Below are 21,812 nucleotides of genomic sequence, written 5' to 3'. Positions count from 1 at the left end.
CCCCCAGGGCCACCCACCACCACCCCCAAGGGCCACCCACCACACACCCCAGGGCCACACACACCCGCACCACCCACCTGCATTATCAAACAAGGGCACATACATATGGAGAAGACGACATGAAGATATTTCCAAGCTATGAACAGGTAAAAGAAATCGCGAAGGAAGGAAAGTACAAGGTTGTTCCTATAAGCACCGAGATTCTTTCTGATTTCACGACACCAATAGAGACACTAAAGAGACTAAAAAATGTATCAAAGCATTGCTACATGCTTGAGTCTGCAAGTGCAGATATGAAATGGGGAAGATACACATTCCTTGGTTATGAACCAAAGCTCTCCATCACTTGTATGGATGGCGAGATCAAGGTAGGATGCCTTGCTATAAAAAGCGATAATCCATCAGATTATATAAGGCAGATATTAGATGATTACAAAAGCCCAAGACTTGAAAGACTTCCTTCATTTATCGGCGGCCTTGTGGGATATTTTGCCTATGACTATTTAAAATACAGTGAGCCGGAGACAAAGGTAAAAGTAGAGGATTCAGAAGGATTTTTTGATGCAGATCTTATGCTGTTTGACAAGGTAATTGCCTTTGATCATATAAAGCAGAAAATCGTTGTAATAGTAAATATGTTCCTGAAGGATGAGGAAGAGGGTTACAATAGCGCTGTAGCTTCCATTGAAAACCTTGTAAGGCTCATCCGTACAGGTGAAAAGAAAGAAAAGCAATCAGGAAAACTTTTGGGAGATGTGACAGCTCTTTTTACCAAAGATGAGTACTGCAGCATGGTTGAAAAGGCAAAGGGCTACATCAGGGAGGGCGATATTTTCCAAATAGTTCTATCTAACAGGCTTTCTGCCCCATTTGAAGGCAGTCTTCTTGATACCTACAGAGTGCTTAGAACAGTTAATCCATCGCCTTACATGTTCTATTTTTCAGGGACGGATATAGAGGTGGCAGGGGCTTCTCCTGAGACACTGGTAAAGCTTGAAGACGGCGTGCTTCACACATTCCCTTTGGCGGGAACCAGAAAAAGAGGCGCCACAGAAAATGAGGATATAGAGCTTGAAAAAGAGCTTATTGCAGATGAAAAAGAGCTCGCAGAGCACAATATGCTTGTGGATCTTGGCCGCAATGATATAGGAAAGATCAGTAAATTCGGAACTGTTGAAGTTGAAAAGCTCAGAGAAGTTGTGAGATTTTCCCACGTTATGCATATTGGCTCTACAGTTAAGGGAATTATAAGAGATGATAAGGATGCGCTAAATGCTATAGAGTCAGTGCTTCCTGCGGGGACTTTGTCCGGCGCGCCCAAGATCAGGGCCTGTCAGCTTATCGGAGAACTTGAGAATAATAAAAGAGGCATATATGGCGGCGCAATAGGTTATATCGACTTTACCGGGAATATGGATACCTGCATCGCTATCAGGATCCTTTATAAGAAAAATGGCAAAGTTTTTGTAAGGAGCGGAGCAGGGATAGTGGCAGATTCAGTTCCCGAGAATGAATATGAGGAGTGCCTTAACAAGGCAAAGGCCTGCCTTTCAGCCCTTAACCTGGCACAGGAGGAAGAACTATGATCTTACTGATTGATAATTACGACAGCTTTTCTTACAACCTGTATCAGTATGTTGGTGAGATAAATCCAGATATTAAAGTTATCCGAAATGATGAAAAGACAATTGAAGAGATAAGAGCCATGAAGCCAAGTCACATCATTCTTTCACCGGGGCCCGGGAGACCAGAGAATGCCGGAGTGATAATAGATGTGGTAAAAGAGCTTTCAGGTGAATTTCCTATTCTTGGCGTATGCCTTGGACATCAGGCCATCTGCGCAGCCTTTGGTGCTGAGATCACTTATGCAAACAGGCTCATGCATGGGAAACAATCGCTCACAGAGCTTGATGTCACATCCCCTATATTTGCAGGATGTGATAAAAAGACTAATGTGGCCAGATATCATTCTCTTGCGGCAAACGAAAAGACTCTTCCGGATGAACTAAAGGTCATTGCAAAAACTGTTGAAGGGGAGATCATGGCAGTAAGCCATGTGTCAAAAGCTGTTTATGGACTTCAGTTTCATCCTGAATCTATTCTGACTCCGGAAGGCAAGAAGATGCTCAAGAACTTTTTGGCATTATGATATTATGCTTTAACTTCTTGTTATAGTGCGAATAATAGCGGATAATGGAATAGAATAGGAGGACTGTTTTATGTGGCCAATTATAATTATTCCATTTTTGGGAACAAGTTTAGGTGCAGCCTGTGTTTTCTTTTTTAAGAATTCAATTGGTGAGAATCTTCAGAAGGCATTTACCGGATTTGCTGCAGGAGTCATGGTTTCAGCTTCGTTTTTCAGCCTGCTGATTCCTGCGATAGATCAGTCACAAGATCTGGGAAAGCTTGGCTTTTTACCTGCATCTATAGGATTTGCGGTTGGAATGCTTTTCCTCTTGTGTCTGGACGTACTTGTACCTCATATGCATATGGATAGTAGTGAAGAGGGTGTAAAGTCGGGACTTAAGAGGACCACAAAGCTTGTACTTGCTGTAACTCTTCACAATATTCCCGAAGGAATGGCTGTCGGTGTAGTATGTGCAGGTTGGCTTTATGGAAGTGAGACAACAAGTTTTCTCGGAGCTTTGTCCCTTGCCATAGGTATCGCTATTCAGAACTTCCCTGAGGGCGCAATTGTGTCGATGCCACTGCTTGCCGAGGGTGAATCCAAAGGCAAGACGTTTTTGTATGGTGTATTATCGGGAATAGTTGAGCCTATCGGAGCACTTTTAGTTGTTATGGCAGCTGGACTGTTTGTGCCACTTATGCCATATTTCTTAAGCTTTGCTGCAGGAGCCATGATCTACGTTGTAGTAGAGGAACTCATACCGGAGATGGCAGAAGGAAAGCACTCTAATATTGGAACCATTTCTTTTGCCCTTGGATTCATCATTATGATGGCTCTCGATGTGGGACTTGGCTGATTAAACTTAACAAAATTCAATCTTTTTTAAAGCTTCATTTAGTATAATATCCTTATAGCAGATATATAAGGAGATACTGGATGAAGCTTTTAATTGTTGAAGATGAAAAAAGAATGTCTGAAGCTGTTTGCGCCATTTTGAGGCAGGAGAAGTATGATGTCGATGCGTATTATGACGGATTTGGCGGCTTAGAGGCTGCCAGGAGCGATATCTATGACCTGATAATACTTGATGTGATGCTTCCCGGTATGAATGGTTTTGAAATTGCCAGAAACATCAGAAAAGAAGGTATACAGACGCCGGTGCTCATGCTTACTGCAAAGGCTGATACAGATGACAAGGTAGAAGGGCTTGACAGTGGTGCGGATGATTATCTTACAAAGCCCTTTGAGACAAAAGAGCTTCTGGCCAGAATACGCGCTATGCTCAGAAGAAACAATATACAGAGCACGGATGATACAGGAAATCTATCTGCCGGAGACCTTAAACTTGATCAGGGAAAATCCATGCTCATTAATACTGAAAATGGAATGGATGTCAGGCTCTCAGAAAAAGAGCTTCATATCATTGAGATATTTATGACCAATGCAGGCAATATTATAAGTAAAGAGCAGTTGGCAGTAAAAATCTGGGGATATGAAAATGAGGCAGAGTACAATAACGTGGAAGTATATATTTCTTTTACCAGAAAAAAGCTCCAGTATCTTGATTCAAAAATGGAGATCAAGGCGGTAAGAGGACTAGGCTATGAACTTCGCCAAAAGGGGACGTCATGATAAGACAAAACATGAGTAAACTTTTGAAGTCATCACGAAATAAGATAATAGTGACCATTATGGGAGCTTTAGGTCTTATTCTGCTGGGCACGCTGATGACCATTTACTTTACGACATACAGTGCTGTCTACAGGAACAGTCAGAATATTCTTAAAGTATTTACCAGTGACTACATTAAGGGGAATGGTCCCAAGGGAGTGCCTGATGACACTGCCAGGATACCTGAAATGAGGGTGATTGAAAATTCCTCAGTTATATATCTTGTGGGATTTTCACAGGACGGCGAAGTAACAGATATCATGAACGACGTTAAACCGGTTATGAGTGATGAAGAACTTAAGACGCTGGCTAAATCTCTTATAGACGCCCAAAAGACAAGTGGTGTTATAGGAAGACTTATTTACTGCGTTACGGAAACTGAAGGAAACACCTATGTAGTTATGATGGATAATTCCCTTATCACCAGCAGTATGAAAGCACTTATCTTAAATACTATTATTTTTGGCTTTATAGCGCTTGTCATTTTGTTTTTTGTTTCATTAAAAGTTGCAGACAAGATAATGCAGCCAATTGACGAAATGTATCAGAAACAAAAGCTTTTTATTTCTGATGCAGGTCATGAACTAAAGACTCCAATATCAACAGTAAGTGCCAATGCAGAGCTATTAGAACGTGAAATAGGGAAAAACAGATGGCTTGACAATATAATATTTGAAAATAAGAGGATGAAAGAGCTTGTAAAGGAGCTGCTTGACCTTTCAAGAACGGAAAATGTAAGTATAGTCAGAGAAGATGTGGACTTGTCTAAGCTTGTAACAGGTGGGATGCTTCCTTTTGATTCTGTTGCTTTTGAGAAAGGTCTTTTGATTGAAAGTAATATAACGCCGGATATCCATGTAATGGGAGATGCAGGCGAACTTGGTAAACTTATTTCTACTCTCATTGATAACGCCATATCTCATGCTGAGATTTCTGAGGCAAATGAGAAACATGTCATGATCAGTCTTTCTCAAAAAGAAAAAAATGCGATTTTGGAAGTTTCTAATCCTGGAAAAGAGATCCCTAAAGAGGACAGAGAGAGGATATTTGAACGCTTTTACAGAACAGACAGTTCGAGGAATTTGAATGGTCATTACGGACTTGGTCTTGCAATAGCAAAGGCCATAGTAATGAACCATAATGGCAGTATAGAGGTTGAGTGCAGGGATGGGATAACAGCTTTTGTTGTCAGGATACCAATTGCCAGATAATACTTTTTTAAAAAAAACTTCAAGCTTTCTTAAAGCTTTATTATCTATTATATGACCATCAGATGAAAACACATGGAGGTCAAAATGAATAGAAAGAAAATTCTTGCACTTATTGCAACAGCAGCTGTTGCAGCACAGGCAATAGGCTGTGGCAGTACTGATACAACTACTTCAACTACTAGTGAAGCTACTACCAGTGAAAATGCGACAAGCTCAGAATCAGAGGAATCTCAAGCAGAAAGTACTGCTGATACTGAAGAGACAGAGAGTGAAACAAAGGTTTCTTCATTGCAGGCTACTTCACAGGAAGAGAGAGAGCAGATAGAGGCAGCTCTTGATCTGGCAAATAATGAAGAAGTCACCTGGACTTATGATGCTGATGCAGATGCCTGGGTAATGAGTATTGTTACAGCAGTTGCCAATGCGGAAATTGAAGACGAAGAAGGCGTTTCAGTTTGTGTTCCCGGAGCATATATCAAGGGAATCGATACAGACGGCGATGGAGCTGCAGATATTACTTCACAAAACTATACTGATGCTGTTCACGGGCAGCTGGTAATTGATTACGAAGCACAGGTAACAAGCTCTAATGGACAGGTTTATACAGCTTCTACAGCTCCGGTTATTTTGAATACAGGTGCTGCTGGTTATAGCTCTTCAACTAACACCACAGCTGCTACAAGTTATGCTTCAGAGGGCTACATAAATGTTTCCTGCGGTAACAGAGGAATAAATGATACAGCCACAGATGAAAATGGTGAAGAGTATTACACAGGTGATGCACCATCATGCCTTGTTGATCAGAAAGCAGCAGCCAGATTTGTAAGATATAATATTCTTCTTGGAAATCTTCCGGGAAGTACACAGTACTGGGTATCTACAGGAGGAAGCGGCGGTGGAGCGCATGCTACAATGTTTGCCGCAACTTCTGACAGTTCAGATTTTTATGACTACCAGGTAGCTGTTGGCGCTGTGGGTGTATATGTAAATGAAGATGGAACATATGACACAACAGTAACGATAGATGGAACAACCTATGATCTTTCTGACGGAGCATGGGGTGCTGTAGCATATTCGCCGATTACCTCACTGTATGAAGCAGATATGGCCATGGCTTTTGAATATTACATGGATGTGGACTATGACTTTAATACTTCATTCCAGGAGCAGATGGCAAAATATCTTTCAGAAGAATACATGGAATATATCAATGGCCAGAATCTGTCAGTAAATGAAAGTGATGTAGCGCTTGATATCAATGGAGATGGCGATACAGATGATATTATTGCTCTCAGCATCGAATATGACGAGCAGAAATATGCTGATACCAATGGATATGGCGGAACTTATGTAGATTTCTATCTTGCTGAGTTTGAATCTAACCTTCAGTGGTACCTTGATAACCTTGATTACGCTGAAGACTGGACATGGTTTGACAGTGACGGAAATGCTCTTTCTGATGAAGAAGTTGCAGCTATGACTTCCGAAGATAAGGCAAAGGCGTTCATCGAAGGCAGATATGCTAAGAGCACTTCCTCAAAGGGCGGAATGGGTGGCCCTGGTGGAGCACCCGGTAATATGGCTGGCGGCCCTGGCGACATGGCTGGAGGTCCCGGTGGAGAAGGCAGAAACTTTGCCAATTCTGATGTTGCTGCTAACTCAGCAGGAGACACAATGGATGTAGGAACTCCTGATGCAGGAACAACCCAGTCAGCGGGCAGCACAACTGATTCCTCCAACTATGCAACTTACGAGGAAATGCTTGCAGCTTATCAGAGTGATGTTGAGGAAGTATATTCCGGCGACAAGTATGGAAATGTTATAGTGGAGCTTTATAATCCGCTTAATTATATTGGTGACACAGATGGCTCAGATCCTACCTGGATAAGAATGGTCTGCGGAGCATCTGAGGGTGATATATCAATGTTTAACTCACTTAACCTGCAGCTTGCATTCCTTTCATCAGGAGTGGATGCAACTATTGAGTGGCAGTGGGATGGTGGACATGTTCCATCTGAAGTACTCGGCGAATCACTTGCCCTTACTGTTGATACAATGTATGGCGAATACGTTGACGGAGCTGTAAAGATCACAAAACAGGCAGCAGAAAAGCAGACAACTAACGGAGATGCAACAGAAGCTACAGGAACTGACATTAGTAGCTGGGTAAACTATGACGATACAACAAATGTTTCATTTACACTTGCTGATGCAGTAAGTTACAGAACAAAGGGAGCAAGTAAATCAACTCCTGGATTTGATGTTATAGATTATGGCCAGGAAGATTATGTCTTTGGCGATTCTGAAACTGATGCAAGACACTGGAGTAAATGGGTACTGAAGGTTCTTGAAGAACATAAAGATGAGTTGGAAGCTCTTTTTAACAAAGGCTAAAGAATGATAAACTAAAACGCTCCATCCTGTATTATGCAGGACGGAGCGCTTTAATTAGAGGAAAAATTATAATAAAGAATCAAGTTTGCTAGCCAAAATATCTGCTGGCATAGCACCGGTAAGTGTATCAACAAGCTCGCCGTTTTTGAACAAAAGGAAACTTGGAATTGACATTATGTTATATTTAGCTGCAAGCTGGTTTTCTTCGTCGGAATTAACCTTACCAACCTTGATCTTTCCATCATATTTCTCTGCCATCTTATCTACGATTGGCATCATCATTTTGCAAGGACCGCACCAGTCTGCGTAGAAATCTACGAGAACAGGGATGTCACTTTTTATTACTTCTTCTTCAAAATTTGCTCTTGTAAATTTATATTCCATAGTATATTACCTCCGCTTAATCAATTATTTGTTTTCGATAAATTAAATTTAACACAATTTAATTTGATTGTCAACAATTAAAATGTTAAAGAAAAATAAACGTCGGTAAAGTGCGATAATATGCGATTATTTCAAGCTTTTTTGGTAAAAAAGAAATATGTATATTGGGAAGTATATGTTATACTAGGTTTTGAAAAAAAGTAATTGAAAGGGGATATTGATATGATCAATGGAATGGGACTTATCACAGGTCTTATTATTGGTGCTATTGCAGGATGGATTGCAGGAAGATTTATGAAAAATGAAGGCAGCCTTTTAAGAAACATCATTCTTGGTGTTGTAGGTGGCTTCGTAGGAAATCTTGTTCTTGGACTTGTTGGTATCCATGGAAGCGGCATCATTGGTAACCTGATCGTCGGTGTTATCGGTTCCTGCATCGTTATCTATGCAGGTAAAAAGCTTTTAAAGTAATTTTGGAAAGCTCCGAAAGAAAAGCTCTTTCGGAGTTTTTTCTTGATATTTGGAGGTCTTGTTTTGAAAGACAAGTTAAAGACACTTTTTTTATCAACCTTATATCTTAGTGCATTTACCTTTGGAGGCGGTTATGTGATCATAACTCTTCTGAAAAATATATTTGTAGATGAACTGAAATGGATAAGTGAAGAGGAAATGCTGGACTTTGTTGCCATTGCCCAGTCATCACCGGGCCCTATTGCAGTAAATGGAGCAATAGTAATAGGCTATAAAATATGTGGATTCCCGGGGATACTGGTTGCAGTGTTGGGAGCCATAATTCCTCCTTTCGTCATCCTTACGGTTATATCTGCTTTCTATGCGGCTTTTAAGACCAATCCATATATACAGTCGCTTTTGTCTGGTATGAAGTCAGGAGTAAGCGCAGTTATTGTTTCAGTAGTATGGGATATGGCCTTTGGAATTGTAAAAAAGAAAGATGTGTTCCTTATAGTTATCATGGTTGCAGCATTTATTCTCAATTACTATCTTAAGGTGAATGTGATACTCATTATAGTTGCTACGCTTATAATAGGTATTTTCAGGTCACTTATAAAAGCAAGAGGTGAAAGAGTATGAGTATATATTTAGAATTATTTTTTGCCTTCTTGCAGGTGGGAGCATTTAGCTTTGGAGGCGGCTATGCAGCAATGCCACTTATCAGTTCGCAGGTAGTTGAAAAATATGGTTGGCTAAGTGCAGGTGACTTTGCAGACCTTGTAACTATAGCAGAGATGACACCGGGACCAATAGCTGTAAATGCGGCAACTTTTGTAGGCAACCAGACAGCAGGAATCCCAGGAGCAATAGTGGCAACATTAGGAGTTGTTCTTCCTTCATGCATCTTTGTGACTATTCTGGCGCTCCTTTATACAAAATACAAAGAGCTGCCGGTGTTAAAAGATGCGCTTTTATCCCTTCGACCTGCAGTTGTATCCATGATATTTGCAGCTGGCCTTATGATCTTGATCCCGACTATATTTAAATCAGGAAGTGTTGAATTTACAGATGGGAATTTTTCTGTAAGACCTTTTATCTTGTTTGTCCTTTCTATCTTTGCTTTGAGAAAATGGAAATTAAATCCCATCCATGTGATGGTTCTATGCGGAGTTGTTGAAGTCATAGCTTCGCTGGTATTTTAAATAATTGATCCTTATTATTAATGCTTACGCGCCTGGCGTAAGCATTTTTTTAATACATGAAATAGCGGCATAAATAATATGATATAATGATATTAAATAGGGAGCTTTAGGAGTAAAATGCGATATGTTGACAAAAAAGACCTTTATCTCATCTAAATTTTATTCCATGCTTGCGGGTGGAATAGTAACATCTTTTCTTCTTACTTTTACAGTTATGGCAGATGCTTTTATTGCGGGTATCGTTCTTGGTGAGGATGCGGTAATCGGAGTTAATCTGGTCCTTCCGGTATACTCGTTTGCAAGTTTTTTTGCCCTTTTGTTCTCTATAGGCGTTCCTATCCTTTATTCTAAGGAAATTGGAGCTTTCGATAGAAAAGAAGCTGACCGCACTTTTGGCGTGGGTGTTCTTGGAACGACTATCGCAGGGAGCGTGCTATTTGTTTTGTTATCTGTTTGTGGGAATATGTATCTTGACTGGTTCGGTGCGGGGAGCTCAGGGCTTTTAGCAGCGCGGAACTATTTGTTTTGGATAAAATATGTTGCTTTGATCACACCGTTTGAAGCACTTCTTTCAGGCATGGTCTTTGCTGATGGCGATGAATTATTGAGTACCTTGGCAAATATGATAGCAGCTGTTGGTAATATAATTCTTTCAATTATTCTTGCGGGGGTGATGGGAACTAGTGGTTTGGGCTTAGCTTCATTTTTGAGTCTTGTAGGATCGGTAGCCGTATCCTTTATTCATTTTATTAAGAAAGGAAATTCACTTCATCTCAATTTCTATTTTTCAGCCGCAAAGCTAAGAAATATTGTCAGATATAGTATCGTTGATTCCAGTACATATTTGTTTCTTATGATATTCCTTGCCATTATGAATAGGTATGTTGTAAAGAATTTTGGTAGCGGAATGCTGATTCTGATTGTTATAGTGTCATTTGTTAAAGAAGTGCAGTTTGTATTCGATGGGGTAGGGGATGCCCTAACACCGATAATAAGCGTGTATCTTGGTGAGAAAACATATCAGGGAGTGAACGAGGTGTGGAAATTGGCCAGGAAGACAGCTGTGATCGAGAGTATTATCGTTACGGCTGTAATAATTATTGGCGCGCCCGTTATCGTTGGTTTTCTTGGAATTGAGGATCTGCAAAAGGCACAGATTGCTATGTGGGGATTACGCATTATGTCTCTTACACTAATATTTACAAGCAGGATGTATCTTGACTCCTCTTATTTTATTCTTATAGATAAAATTCCTTTGGGTGTTTTTATATGTGCATTAAGAGATCTGGTTATCGCTGCTCCGCTTGCTGTTTTTGGAGGCTGGCTTTGGGGCATATATGGAATGTTCATAGGACTGATGATTGCTCCGGCATTGGGCTATCTTTTATCATACATATATATTTGCCTAAGATATGATAAGGACAGTTACGTCTTGTTTATTCCTCCAATGGAGAAAGAACGCCACATATGGATGTATGAGTTTGAAGTCAGGCCTGATCTGATTGTTGCAACAAGAGATCAGATAGGCAAGACACTTAAGGATAACGGTCAGAGCAGTAGTACCGTAAACAGAGTTATGGTGCTTTTCGAAGAACTATTTATGCTCGTATATGATCTTAATCGTGGAAAGACTGTGCTTGCGGAGTGTATCGTTGAAGTTGGAAACAATGTACATATCATAACCAAGGATAACGGCGTGTACTATGATCTCACGGATACAGATCATAAGGTGGATTCTTTTAGAACATTTGTTGTTTCAGGGCTCACTGAGAAGCTTGTTTATAAGAAGATCAATTTTGCGTCACTTAGCTTTAACCGTAATGCATTTGAGATAGAATAATGTGACATGGAGACTACAGGCAGTTATGGAATTTATTGAAAGACTAAAAAGAATAGCCAGGCAGCATCCGGATCGCATAGCTGTCGTGGATCATGATGGAGCGCGCAGTACATCATATAGGGAGCTCTTTTGTTATGCAATGAGAGTCAATCGGTATCTTCAGAATAGAGGTATCGGTAAAGAGGATACAGTCGGTATATATTATCCTAAGGGAATGGAGTATATTGCCACACGTATTGGGGTTATGATGGCTGGTGCTGCCTGGGTTGCGCTTGAGGACCTTATGGGGAAGGAACGCATAGACTATGTTGTAAATGATTGTAGCTGCGTTCTGGTGATGAGTGGCAAGGAATGGGAAGAAGCTATGGAGCTTTCTGAGTGTCCGGATTTTAGAAAGGCAGATCCGCATGATCTTGCCTTTTATATTTATACTTCAGGAAGCATTGGCAGGCCTAAGGGTGCTATACAGGAATATGGGATATATGACCTTATGTGGGCTGGATTGGGTAAAGGTTTTCTGTATGAGTATGTTTATCCTGAGGGAGATGAAAAAAGAGAAGAATTATTGAAATTTGCAAATGTCATTCCTGAATCCTTTGTTGGCGGGGTGTATATGACCGTAGGGCTTCTTGGATTTGGATGTACGCTTCACGTCCTTTCGTGGGAGACAGCTAAGGATCCCGTAAAGCTCGGGGCATATTTTAACAAACACATGATTGATTCTACATTTATGACTCCAACTTTTCTTAAAGTGCTACAGCAGCTTAACATAGCATCTATGCGCGTCGGATATACCGGTGGTGAAATCGTATCCGGTGTTGAAAGAAAAGGATTTGATGTCGTAAATATTTATGGTCCGAGTGAGTTTGGATATCCGACATGCCACTTTAAGCTTGACAGATCATACGACAATACTCCCATTGGATATCCTACAGAAGGCAGTGAGATAGTGCTCCTTGATGAAAATGGCAATTTTTCAGATGAAGGAGAGTTGTGTATATATCTTCCATTCTTTCGCGGATACAATAAGCTTCCAGGTGAAAATGAAAGAGCATTTGTTATGATACAGGGAAGGCGTTTCTTAAGAACGTCTGATTATGCTTCTGTGGATAAAAATGGCAGATATACTATCCTTGGCCGAATCGATGAAATGGTCAAGATAAACGGAAATCGTGTGGAATTAGCGGAAGTGGAAAGTGCCGTTAAAAAAGCTCTTAACATAGAGTTTTGTTCCGTAAAGGCGTTTAAGAAAAAGAATGGTACACCACTTCTTTGCGCATATTATAAGGCTGAGAGTGAGCTTTCATCTGAAAACATTTCCAGAATTTTGACTTCCTACCTTCCGGGCTATATGATACCACAGCGCTTTGTAAGAATACTGGAAATACCTCTTAATCAAAACGGAAAGGTTGATAAATTAAGACTTCCGAATCCTGATGATTCTGATATATGCGACACGTATGAGGAACCGGAGAATGATATACAAAGGACAATATGTGAAGCATTTGAGACAGTTCTTGAGAGTAATAAAAAAATCGGTATAAATGATGATTTTTTTGAGCTTGGCGGAGATTCTGTAAAGGCCATGCTTGTAATTATTAAGTGCAGTCTTAAGGACTTATGTGTTCAGAATATATATGAAGGAAGAACCGCAAAAAGAATAGATGAGCTCATAAAAACTTCAGTTAAAAAAGATGTGGCTTTATCTGATACAGAGGCTCCTTTTGTGCGGGTTAATGCGTCGCAGGACTATTTGCTCCGTGTTCAGGCCCAAAATCCTGAATCCTCAGTATTAAACCTTCCGGTAAGATTTGTTTTTGACCCTTTAGTTGATCTTGCCAGGATGGCGAATGCTATAGAAAAGGCGATTCTTTTGCATCCGTCGCTTTATAGTACCATAGAGGAAACAGCAGATGGTTTCATACAGAAATTTGATAAGACCATCATTCCAAAGATTGTTCCGGAAAAGATGAGCGAAAGCGAGCTTGAGCTTACGGTGAATGACTTTGTAAGGCCCTTTAGATTTGACAATACCCCAATGTTTCACTGCAGGCTCATAGAAACGCAGAAGTCAAAGATAGGTTTGCTTGATATTTGTCACGCAATATGTGACGGAAGTTCATATCATAAGCTTTTAGAGGATGTTGGAAATATTTACAGAAATGAGCCGGTTGCAAGGGATGATTACATAGTTATTCGTAATGAGGAAAACAGCTTCAGAGACTCAGATGCGTACAGCAAAACGATGGACTACTTCAGAGAACGCTATGACAGGGCAGGCTGTGTCACGCTTCCTGCGACAGATCATAGTAGCCGGGAAAATGTGGATGATAAGTTTGTTTTTGATTTCCAATTCACCAGAGAAGAAGTGGAGAAAATCAGTGATATATATGGATTTGGCAGAGTCGGGTTTTACGTTGCAGCTGCAGCTCTTGCCCTTTCGGGTAATCGTAACAACAAGAATGTAGCCTTCGAATGGACCTGGAACGGCAGGTATGATATAAGAAGAGTGGATTCAATCGGCTGTTTCATAATTGATCTGCCGGTGACTTTTGCTCTAGAAGAAAGTTTGTCCGTTGAGGAATTTTTGAAGGAAGTTGCTGATCAGATTAAAGACGGAATTGCCAACGGAAGGTTGTCATATTGGGAAGAAATAGGATCCTATTCAGGAGAGGATTTGCTTTGCCTTATTTTTCAGGGCGATATATATGATTATGGGAATAGTGATGATATAGTGAGGAGTATATCCGAACTGCCATCGCAAAATAAGGCATGTGACAATAAAATGGATTTGGAAATTCTTGACAGCCGCGACGAATTTGGAGTTTTGGTAGATTATGATGCCGGAGTCTATGAAAGAAGCACGGCAGAGGCATTTGCTGATACGTTCTGTAAAGCCTGCTGTGAGCTATTAAAAGTTAAAGACAATTCCGCATCTGTCTCAGTTATGGAAGTTATAGAAGAGATTAAGAAGACTACTTAAAAAATGAGTAAAGGGGGCACTTATGGAAAATGTATATCTTGCTTCAGAAAACATCCTAAGATATATCGTAGAGTTTTCAACTCTTATTCTGGAAATGTTTGGCATATGTATCCTGGTTTTCACTGCTGTAAGGAGCTTCGTATTCTGGATTAAAAAAGATGATTCCATCAGGCTTCAACTTGCACAGGGCATTGCACTTGCACTGGAATTTAAACTCGGCGGCGAGGTTCTTCGAACAGTCGTAGTCAGAGAGTGGGCAGAACTCGGAATCCTTGGCGCCATCATTGCCCTAAGAGCCGCCCTGACCTTCCTCATCCACTGGGAAATCAAAAACGAAGAAAAAGCCCTTGAACCCAAGAAAAGCGACTAAGCAGTCTTAAAAACTCCTCCAACCGGGGCGCCGCCCCCGGTTGAGGGAGTTTTTTAGCTTCAAAGAGCATTTCAGACAAAAAATAGCGTGAATATTTATGGAAAATCTCGTCTAGTCATGCAGTTTCCTTTATTGTACAATGTTAAAAGGAGATTAATTTTTTGTTAGAAGGGGATATCTTATGGCTAAAGTAAAGACTATGGCTGATTGGAAGATCGGCGATCCAATGATCAATGAAAATGATTATTGGCAGGATCCAAATTATAAGGCAGAGGATCCGGAAAAAGAGAAACTGGTTCTTGAGCTTGCTAAGCTCATTACTGACCGTTATGTAAAAAAACTCACAAATAAGATCAACAACAGAGATCCGGAGTATTGGATGCTTGATCTTATTCTTAATAAGGAGCAGGTGAAGTTTCTTTTGAACTTTAAGAAGACACGTGTTCCATATTCTATTGAAGAACTCGCAACCATGAACAATATGAGCGTGGAAGATACCAAGAAGATGGTAGAGCGTCTTAGATGGATCGGTATCATAGAGCAGAATCGTGCTAAGACAGCTGATAAACATCTTCAGTATGAGCTCCCTATCTTTGTTCCGGGATCTGCAGAGTTCATGATGATGCAGGAAAAGCTCACTGATGAATTCCCACAGCTTGCTACATTCTTTAACCTTATGACACAGCTTCCGCTTGCCGGCATCACACAGATGGTTCCACCCGGAGGAGCCGGAATAGGAATGCATGTTATTCCTGTTGAGAAGGCTATTTCACTTGAGAATCAGTCAGTTCCTGTTGAGCATCTTTCAAGATGGATCGACATGTACGATAAATACGGTATTTCAGAGTGCTCATGCCGTAAACAGCAGGCTATGCGTGGTGAAGGAAGCGGAGAGATCCGTGGAGATTACTGCATAGGTATGGGCGACATGGCTGAGTATATGGATGATCGTGGAATCGGTCACTATATCTCCAAGGAAGAAGTTTATGAGATCCTTGAGAGAGCAGAGAGACATGGCTATGTTCACCAGATTACCAATATCGACGGTGAAGGCAAGATTGTTGCTATTTGTAACTGTGCTCCCGGCGTATGTAATGCTCTTAGAACATCACAGCTCTTTAACACACCTAATATGTCAGCTTCTGCATACAGAGCACATGTTGAAAAAGATAAGTGTGTTGCCTGCGGTAAGTGCGTAGAGGTTTGTCCTGTTGGTGCTGCCAAGCTTGGTCAGAAGCTTTGCAAAAAAGACGGATCAGAAGTTAAGTATCCTAAGACAGAGCTTCCTAACGCTAAAAAGTGGGGACCTGAAAAGTGGAACTACAACTACAGAGATGATGCCAAGATTAACTGCTATGACACAGGTACAGCTCCATGTAAGACAGCGTGTCCTGTACACCTTTCAGTTCAGGGCTATATCAAGATGGCTGCAGAGGGCAGATATGAGGACGCTCTTAAGCTTATCAAGCAGGATAACCCATTCCCATATATCTGTGGTGCTGTATGTAACAGACGCTGTGAGGATGCCTGCACAAGAGGAACTATCGATCAGCCACTTGCTATCGATGAGATCAAGAAGTTCATTGCTTCTTTGGACCTTAAGAGTGATAAAAAGTACATTCCACTTTGCGAGAAGCATGATGGCGGAATGTGGTCTGATGATTATAAGGTTGCTGTTATTGGAGGAGGACCTGCAGGTCTTGCTGCAGCTTACTTCCTTAGAAGAGACGGCTATCCTGTTACAGTTTTTGAAAAAGAGAAGAGACCTGGCGGAATGCTTATGAATGGTATTCCAAGCTATCGTCTTGAAAAAGACATTATCGATGCTGAAATTGATGTTATCCGCCAGATGGGCGTTGAGTTCAAGTGTGGAGTTGAGGTAGGAAAAGACATTACTATACAGAAACTCCGTGAGGAAGGCTACAAGGCATTCTTTATCGCTATTGGTATGCAGGGCGGAAGAAAAGCCGGAGTTCCTGGCGAGGATGCTGAGGGCGTTCAGACAGGTGTTGATTTCCTTAGAAACATAAATCAGGATCATTCCATTAAGTTAAATGGCGACACTGTTGTTATCGGCGGCGGAAATGTTGCTATAGACGTAGCCAGAACAGCTGTGAGAGCAGGAGCATCCAAAGTTACAATGCTTTGCCTTGAGGGTGAAAAAGAGATGCCTGCAGCAGCTGATGAAGTTGCAGAAGCAAAAGAAGAAGGAATTGAAGTTAAGAATGGATGGGGACCAAAGGAAGTTGTTACTGAAAATGGTCATGTTAAGTCCGTTATCTTTAAGAGATGCGTGAGCGTATTCGATTCAGAGCATCGCTTCAGTCCTAAGTACAATGAGGAAGAGACAATAGAAATCCCTTGTGAGAATCTTCTTTTGTCAATTGGTCAGTCAGTTCAGTGGGGCGGCCTTCTTGAGGGCACAAAGGTTGAACTTAACAGAAATGGCACAGCAGTTGCTGATAAGCTCACAAGACAGACAGCAGAACCTGATATCTTCGTTGGCGGTGATGTATTTACAGGTGCAAGATTTGCTATTGATGCTATTGCCGGTGGTAGAGAAGGAAGCGTTTCCATTAACCGTTTCGTACATAAAGGAAATCGTCTTGACCTTGCTCGTGATAGAAGAGAATTTATTGAGCTTGATAAGGACGATATAAAGGTTGAAGGCTTCGACGATGCCAAGAGACAGATTCCAGGTAAAAAAGCCGGTGTTGCAAGCAAGACCTTTGATGATCTTCGACTTGTATTTACTGAAGATCAGGTTAAGGCCGAAGCAAACAGATGCCTTGGCTGCGGAGCTACAACTGTAGATGAGAACCGTTGTATCGGATGCGGACTTTGCACAACAAAGTGTGAATTTGATGCTATCCATCTTACAAGAGATATGCCTGCAGCAAGCACTATGGTCAGATCTGAGGACAAACTTAAAAAGGTTGGACCATATGCAGCAAAGAGAGCAGGAAAGATTCTTATCAACAAGATTGTTGGTGACAAAAACTAATAAGCTTCAGGGGTAAGTCAAAATGCCAAAGGGTGCCAATCAAAAATTAAAACTGTATTATCTCGCTAAAATAATGGTCAAGATGACTGACGATGAGCATTTTCTAACAATGCCTCAGATAAAGGAACGGTTAGAAGAGTGTGGGATAACTGCGGACAGGAAGAGTCTCTACGATGATATGGAGGCTCTCCGCACCCTGGGCATTGACGTTATTCTGGAACAGGTTGGAAGAAATTATTACTACCACGTTGGCAGCAAGCATTTTGAAATAGCAGAGCTTAAGCTTTTGGTGGATGCGATACAGTCTTCCAAATTCATTACAGAGAAAAAATCCAATGAGCTTATCAAAAAGCTCACAGCTCTTGTCAGTGAATATGAGGCAATGCAGCTTAAAAGGCAGGTGGAGGTTCAGGGCAGAATAAAGACCATGAACGAGAGTATCTACTACATTGTAGATGAGATACATACTGCCATATCCACTAACAGACGCATACAATTTGAGTACCTTAAATGGAATCTGAATAAAGAACTTGTTCCGAGAAAAGAAGGCTTATATGAAGTGAGTCCATGGGCACTTACCTGGGATGATGAGAATTATTACCTCATTGCATTTGATGCTGAGGCTGATAAGATAAAACATTACCGTGTTGATAAAATGAGAAACATCCGTATCATGGATGACAGGAGACTTGGAAAAGAGCATTTTAAAGCTTTTGATATGGCTGCTTATTCCAAGATGAATTTTGGAATGTTCGGGGGAACAGAAACCAAAGTAAAACTGAAATTCAAAAACGACTTAGTTGGAGTTTTGATAGACAGGTTTGGCAAAGACATAAGTATCAGAAAGTCAGATGAAGAGGGATGGTCAGAGACAAGCGTTGATGTTGCGATAAGCGATCAGTTCTTTGGATGGCTCTTTGCCCTGTCGGATGGGGTTATCATAGCTTCTCCGGAAGACGTGAAAGACAGATACAGACAGGAACTTCTTAAGATAACAGAGAGGTATTCTTAAGCGGCTTAAATAGTATTTGCTTTGCTTTGAGGGGTATGTAAATGAGAGAAGAGTTCTATGATACCGGTATGTGTGGTATTGTTCCCAATAATCTTCCCGGTGGATTCTTTATCTATGAGGCCGAGGGAGATGAAAAGATACTTTTTGCGGAGAACAATATCGTTGAAATCTTCGGATGCAGGTCATTCGAAGAGTTTAAGGAATATACCGGCGGTACTTTTTCGGGAATGGTCCATCCCGATGACATCCAAAAAGTTCAGACCCAGATAAAAGCACAGACTATTTTTGGTGAAAAACGCCATGATTATGTGCGTTACAGGATAATCACCAAAAAAGGTGATGTCAAGTATATTGAGGATTTTGGTCATCTTCTTCACTCCGAGGGGGGAAGAAGCTATTTCTATGTATTTATAGTAGATGTGGATCAAAATGAGTATTTCAATAATAGCCGGAACTCTTTTGCTGAGGCGGAGCTATTGTCAAGAATCAAGGAAACAGATCAGCTTACTGGTCTTTTTACCATGTCTTTTTTCTATCATATCGTTCAAAATATGCTGAATTCTCCTGAGTTTTGGAGAAAAGAAGTAGCATTTATCCATTTTGATATTCCAAATTTTAAACTTTATAATGAGCGCTTTGGCTTTAAAATGGGAGACGAGCTCTTGGTGAGCCTTGCAAAGATAATAAGAGAGGTCTTTTCGGGAGCAACAATTTCCCGTTTTTCAGACGATCACTTTGTTGTGTGTGTATCAGCATCGAGAGAGAAAGTAATCAGCAAAGTTGAGACCGTTTTTAAGCAGATGCTCTTGTCTGAGGATGTGAACAAAAAGGTAAGAGTTAAGGCCGGCATATATATACTTGATGATGCCAGAGCCGAGATAGGCCTTGCCTGCGATCATGCAAGACTTGCCTGCAATAGCATAAAAGGCAGGCACGATGTAAATTATTGTATTTACGATGACATGCTCAGGAAAAAGATGATACGACAGCAGTACGTCGTTGATAATATTGATGAAGCGGTAGAAAAAGAGTATATAAAGGTCTTTTACCAGCCTGTCATAAGAGTAAAAACAGGTGAAATATGTGGCTATGAAGCGCTTGTTCGATGGGTTGATCCGGAAATAGGAATGATAAATCCGGGAGATTTCATTGAGACATTAGAGCAGTTCCATCTCATACATCTGGTTGATATTTTTGTTATCAGAAAAGTCTGCGAAGATTATGCAAGACTTAGAGACAAGGGAGAAGCGCTTGTTCCTGTTTCAGTAAATATTTCGCGACTTGATTTTGAAATCTGTGATGTTTTCGAAACGCTGGAGAAATGGCGGAAGATGTATGATATGCCCAGCAATTTGATCGATGTTGAGATCACAGAGAGTGCATTTAATGACAACTCCGGTCTTATCAAGCAGGAGTGCAAAAAGATAAGGGATGCAGGTTATCAGATCTGGATCGATGATTTTGGGAGTGGCTATTCATCACTTAATACCATTGCGGACTATGAGTTTGATGTGTTAAAGCTTGATATGGTCTTTTTAAGAAGCCTTGATAATAACCCAAAAACAGCTGATCTCATGCGCTTTATTATAAATGGAGCAAGGGTGCTTGGAATCTATCCTCTTTCAGAAGGAGTGGAGACTCAGGAACACTTTGATTTTCTAAAGAGAGCAGGCTGTGAAAAAGCGCAAGGGTATTTCTTTGGAAAACCGATGCCCATGGAAGAGAGCAGGGCATTTACCAGGGAAAAAGGACTTAAGTGGGAAACATAAAAATAAGAGGGAAGAACCGTCCCTCTTTCTTCCCTCTGTTTTCAGTTAATTATTGTCTGAAAATCTTTGAAAAATGATGGATAGGAGATTCCTACACAGCCATCATCGAGGATTCTTGTGGTTCCTGTTGCAGCAAGTGAAGCTACAGCAAATGACATAGCAAGACGATGGTCATCATGTGAATGAATGTCAGCGCCGTGGAGAGGTTTTCCTCCATGGATGATCATGCCGTCATCTGTTGCTTCTATGTCGCATCCCATAGCCTTTAAGTTATCAACTACAGTAGCTATTCTGTCAGACTCTTTTGCCTTGAGCTCTGCTGCATCTTTTATTATGGTATCAAAGTTACCTGTGGCAGCAACAACGGCAACGACAGGAAGTTCATCTATCATAGTCGGTATGTCTTTTCCGCCAATTTCAAAAATGCCGTTTTCATTTCCGTGGAGCTCGCTGTATTTAACAAGTATGTCGGCTCTTGGCTCGCTGTCATTGGTTTCGTTAAGAAGAGTGATATCAGCTCCCATCTGCCTGAGTACAGTAATGATACCGGTTCTGGTCTGGTTGATACCTACATTTCTGATAAGAAGCTCAGAATCAGGAACCATGAGAGCAGCAGCCATGAAATAAGCAGCAGAAGAGATGTCTCCAGGGACATTTATCTTAATGCCATGAAGTGGCATGCCGGGATGCAGTATTGCTGCGGCACTTCCATCTCTTGCAAGTTCATTGTGAATGTCAGCTCCGAACATTGTGAGCATAGTCTCTGTGTGATTTCGTGACAGTGCAGGCTCATAAACTACAGTGTCGCCGTCAGCATAGAGACCTGCCAGTACAATAGCAGATTTTACCTGAGCTGAAGCGATTGGATTTCTATAGGTTATGCCTCTAAGGCGCTTACCTCCTTTAATAACGAGTGGAGCGCAGCCATTATCCATGAGAGATGAAATATCAGCTCCCATCTGCGAAAGAGGCTTTATAATGCGGTTCATGGGGCGCTTTTCTATGGACATATCACCTGTGATATTGGAATCAAAAGGCTGTGCCACAAGAATACCTGACATGAGTCTTGTAGTAGTACCGCTGTTTCCTGTGTATAAAGTTTCAGATGGGGCCTTTAAGCCCTGAAGACCATTGCCATGCACCGTGATGGTTGGAACGCCGTTCGTAGGGCGTATTGTGTGATCTATATTGATGCCAAGTTTTCTGAAACAGTCGATGGTTGAAAGGCAGTCAGCACTGTTAAGAAAGCCTGTGATCTCTGTTGTTCCTTTAGCGAGAGCGCCAAACATGATACTTCTGTGAGATATGGACTTGTCGCCTGGAACAAAAACGTCACCTTTTAATGGGTGTTTTGCTTTTTCTAACGCTATCATGTTGCTTCTCCTTTG

Annotated in this window: 17 protein-coding genes; 15 read left to right on the top strand and 2 right to left on the bottom strand. The window is 41.1% G+C overall.

Going from position 1 to position 21,812, the window contains the following annotated elements; genetic code table 11:
- The first annotated feature begins 119 nt into the window (after positions 1 to 119).
- The 6 genes from G585_RS0110700 (at position 120) to G585_RS18980 (ending at position 7,407) form a co-directional block, all read left to right on the top strand.
- The gene (locus tag G585_RS0110700; RefSeq protein WP_022774923.1) at positions 120 to 1,586 is read left to right on the top strand and encodes an anthranilate synthase component I family protein; all 1,467 of its coding nucleotides are present in this window, start codon (positions 120 to 122) and stop codon (positions 1,584 to 1,586) included.
- Positions 1,583 to 2,149: an anthranilate synthase component II gene (locus G585_RS0110695; protein ID WP_022774922.1), complete on the top strand. Its 567-nt coding sequence runs from the start codon at positions 1,583 to 1,585 to the stop codon at positions 2,147 to 2,149. The genes G585_RS0110700 and G585_RS0110695 overlap by 4 nt, the downstream gene beginning before the upstream one ends.
- Positions 2,150 to 2,219: 70 nt before the next feature.
- On the top strand, positions 2,220 to 2,987 hold the full coding sequence (locus tag G585_RS0110690) for a ZIP family metal transporter (RefSeq protein WP_022774920.1): 768 nt from the start codon (positions 2,220 to 2,222) through the stop codon (positions 2,985 to 2,987).
- 80 nt (positions 2,988 to 3,067) lie between these two features.
- On the top strand, positions 3,068 to 3,763 hold the full coding sequence (locus G585_RS0110685) for a response regulator transcription factor (RefSeq protein ID WP_022774919.1): 696 nt from the start codon (positions 3,068 to 3,070) through the stop codon (positions 3,761 to 3,763).
- Positions 3,760 to 5,013 carry a sensor histidine kinase gene (locus tag G585_RS17860; RefSeq protein WP_022774918.1) on the top strand — a complete coding sequence of 418 codons (1,254 nt, stop codon included), beginning with the start codon at positions 3,760 to 3,762 and terminating at the stop codon, positions 5,011 to 5,013. The genes G585_RS0110685 and G585_RS17860 overlap by 4 nt, the downstream gene beginning before the upstream one ends.
- 84 nt (positions 5,014 to 5,097) lie before the next feature.
- A complete protein-coding gene (locus G585_RS18980) occupies positions 5,098 to 7,407 on the top strand; it encodes a hypothetical protein (RefSeq protein WP_051142986.1) in 2,310 nt (769 codons plus the stop codon).
- 66 nt (positions 7,408 to 7,473) lie between these two features.
- Here the strand turns inward: G585_RS18980 and trxA are convergent, their stop codons facing one another.
- Positions 7,474 to 7,791 (bottom strand): thioredoxin, encoded by a 318-nt coding sequence (trxA, locus tag G585_RS0110665; RefSeq protein ID WP_022774915.1) that lies wholly within the window; start codon positions 7,789 to 7,791, stop codon positions 7,474 to 7,476.
- A gap of 222 nt (positions 7,792 to 8,013) precedes the next feature.
- Between trxA and G585_RS0110660 the strand changes: the two genes are divergently transcribed.
- The 9 genes from G585_RS0110660 to G585_RS17845 all read left to right on the top strand — a co-directional run bounded on the left by G585_RS0110660 (position 8,014) and on the right by G585_RS17845 (position 20,424).
- Positions 8,014 to 8,262, top strand: a complete 249-nt coding sequence (locus G585_RS0110660; RefSeq protein WP_022774913.1) for a GlsB/YeaQ/YmgE family stress response membrane protein — start codon at positions 8,014 to 8,016, stop codon at positions 8,260 to 8,262.
- A gap of 63 nt (positions 8,263 to 8,325) precedes the next feature.
- Positions 8,326 to 8,883 carry a chromate transporter gene (locus tag G585_RS0110655; protein WP_022774912.1) on the top strand — a complete coding sequence of 186 codons (558 nt, stop codon included), beginning with the start codon at positions 8,326 to 8,328 and terminating at the stop codon, positions 8,881 to 8,883.
- On the top strand, positions 8,880 to 9,446 hold the full coding sequence (locus G585_RS0110650) for a chromate transporter (protein WP_022774911.1): 567 nt from the start codon (positions 8,880 to 8,882) through the stop codon (positions 9,444 to 9,446). The genes G585_RS0110655 and G585_RS0110650 overlap by 4 nt, the downstream gene beginning before the upstream one ends.
- Positions 9,447 to 9,570: 124 nt before the next feature.
- The gene (locus G585_RS0110645; RefSeq protein ID WP_026663931.1) at positions 9,571 to 11,286 is read left to right on the top strand and encodes an MATE family efflux transporter; all 1,716 of its coding nucleotides are present in this window, start codon (positions 9,571 to 9,573) and stop codon (positions 11,284 to 11,286) included.
- A gap of 25 nt (positions 11,287 to 11,311) precedes the next feature.
- The gene (locus G585_RS17850) at positions 11,312 to 14,269 is read left to right on the top strand and encodes an AMP-binding protein (RefSeq protein WP_022774909.1); all 2,958 of its coding nucleotides are present in this window, start codon (positions 11,312 to 11,314) and stop codon (positions 14,267 to 14,269) included.
- A 22-nt stretch (positions 14,270 to 14,291) separates the two neighbouring features.
- Positions 14,292 to 14,639, top strand: a complete 348-nt coding sequence (locus G585_RS0110635) for a DUF1622 domain-containing protein (RefSeq protein ID WP_022774908.1) — start codon at positions 14,292 to 14,294, stop codon at positions 14,637 to 14,639.
- A gap of 226 nt (positions 14,640 to 14,865) precedes the next feature.
- On the top strand, positions 14,866 to 17,643 hold the full coding sequence (locus tag G585_RS0110630; protein WP_051142987.1) for an FAD-dependent oxidoreductase: 2,778 nt from the start codon (positions 14,866 to 14,868) through the stop codon (positions 17,641 to 17,643).
- A 22-nt stretch (positions 17,644 to 17,665) separates the two neighbouring features.
- The gene (locus G585_RS0110625) at positions 17,666 to 18,655 is read left to right on the top strand and encodes a helix-turn-helix transcriptional regulator (protein ID WP_022774905.1); all 990 of its coding nucleotides are present in this window, start codon (positions 17,666 to 17,668) and stop codon (positions 18,653 to 18,655) included.
- Between the two features lie 41 nt (positions 18,656 to 18,696).
- On the top strand, positions 18,697 to 20,424 hold the full coding sequence (locus tag G585_RS17845; RefSeq protein WP_022774904.1) for a GGDEF and EAL domain-containing protein: 1,728 nt from the start codon (positions 18,697 to 18,699) through the stop codon (positions 20,422 to 20,424).
- 41 nt (positions 20,425 to 20,465) lie between these two features.
- On the opposite strand, the gene aroA is transcribed toward G585_RS17845, so the two are convergent.
- The gene (aroA, locus tag G585_RS0110615) at positions 20,466 to 21,797 is read right to left on the bottom strand and encodes a 3-phosphoshikimate 1-carboxyvinyltransferase (protein ID WP_022774902.1); all 1,332 of its coding nucleotides are present in this window, start codon (positions 21,795 to 21,797) and stop codon (positions 20,466 to 20,468) included.
- Between the last annotated feature and the right edge of the window lie 15 nt (positions 21,798 to 21,812).

It is taken from the genome of Butyrivibrio sp. AE2015 (assembly GCF_000420825.1).
Lineage (GTDB): Bacteria > Bacillota > Clostridia > Lachnospirales > Lachnospiraceae > Butyrivibrio.
Note: the sequence above shows the minus strand (reverse complement) of the source record. Positions and strands in the feature narration are given on the sequence as shown.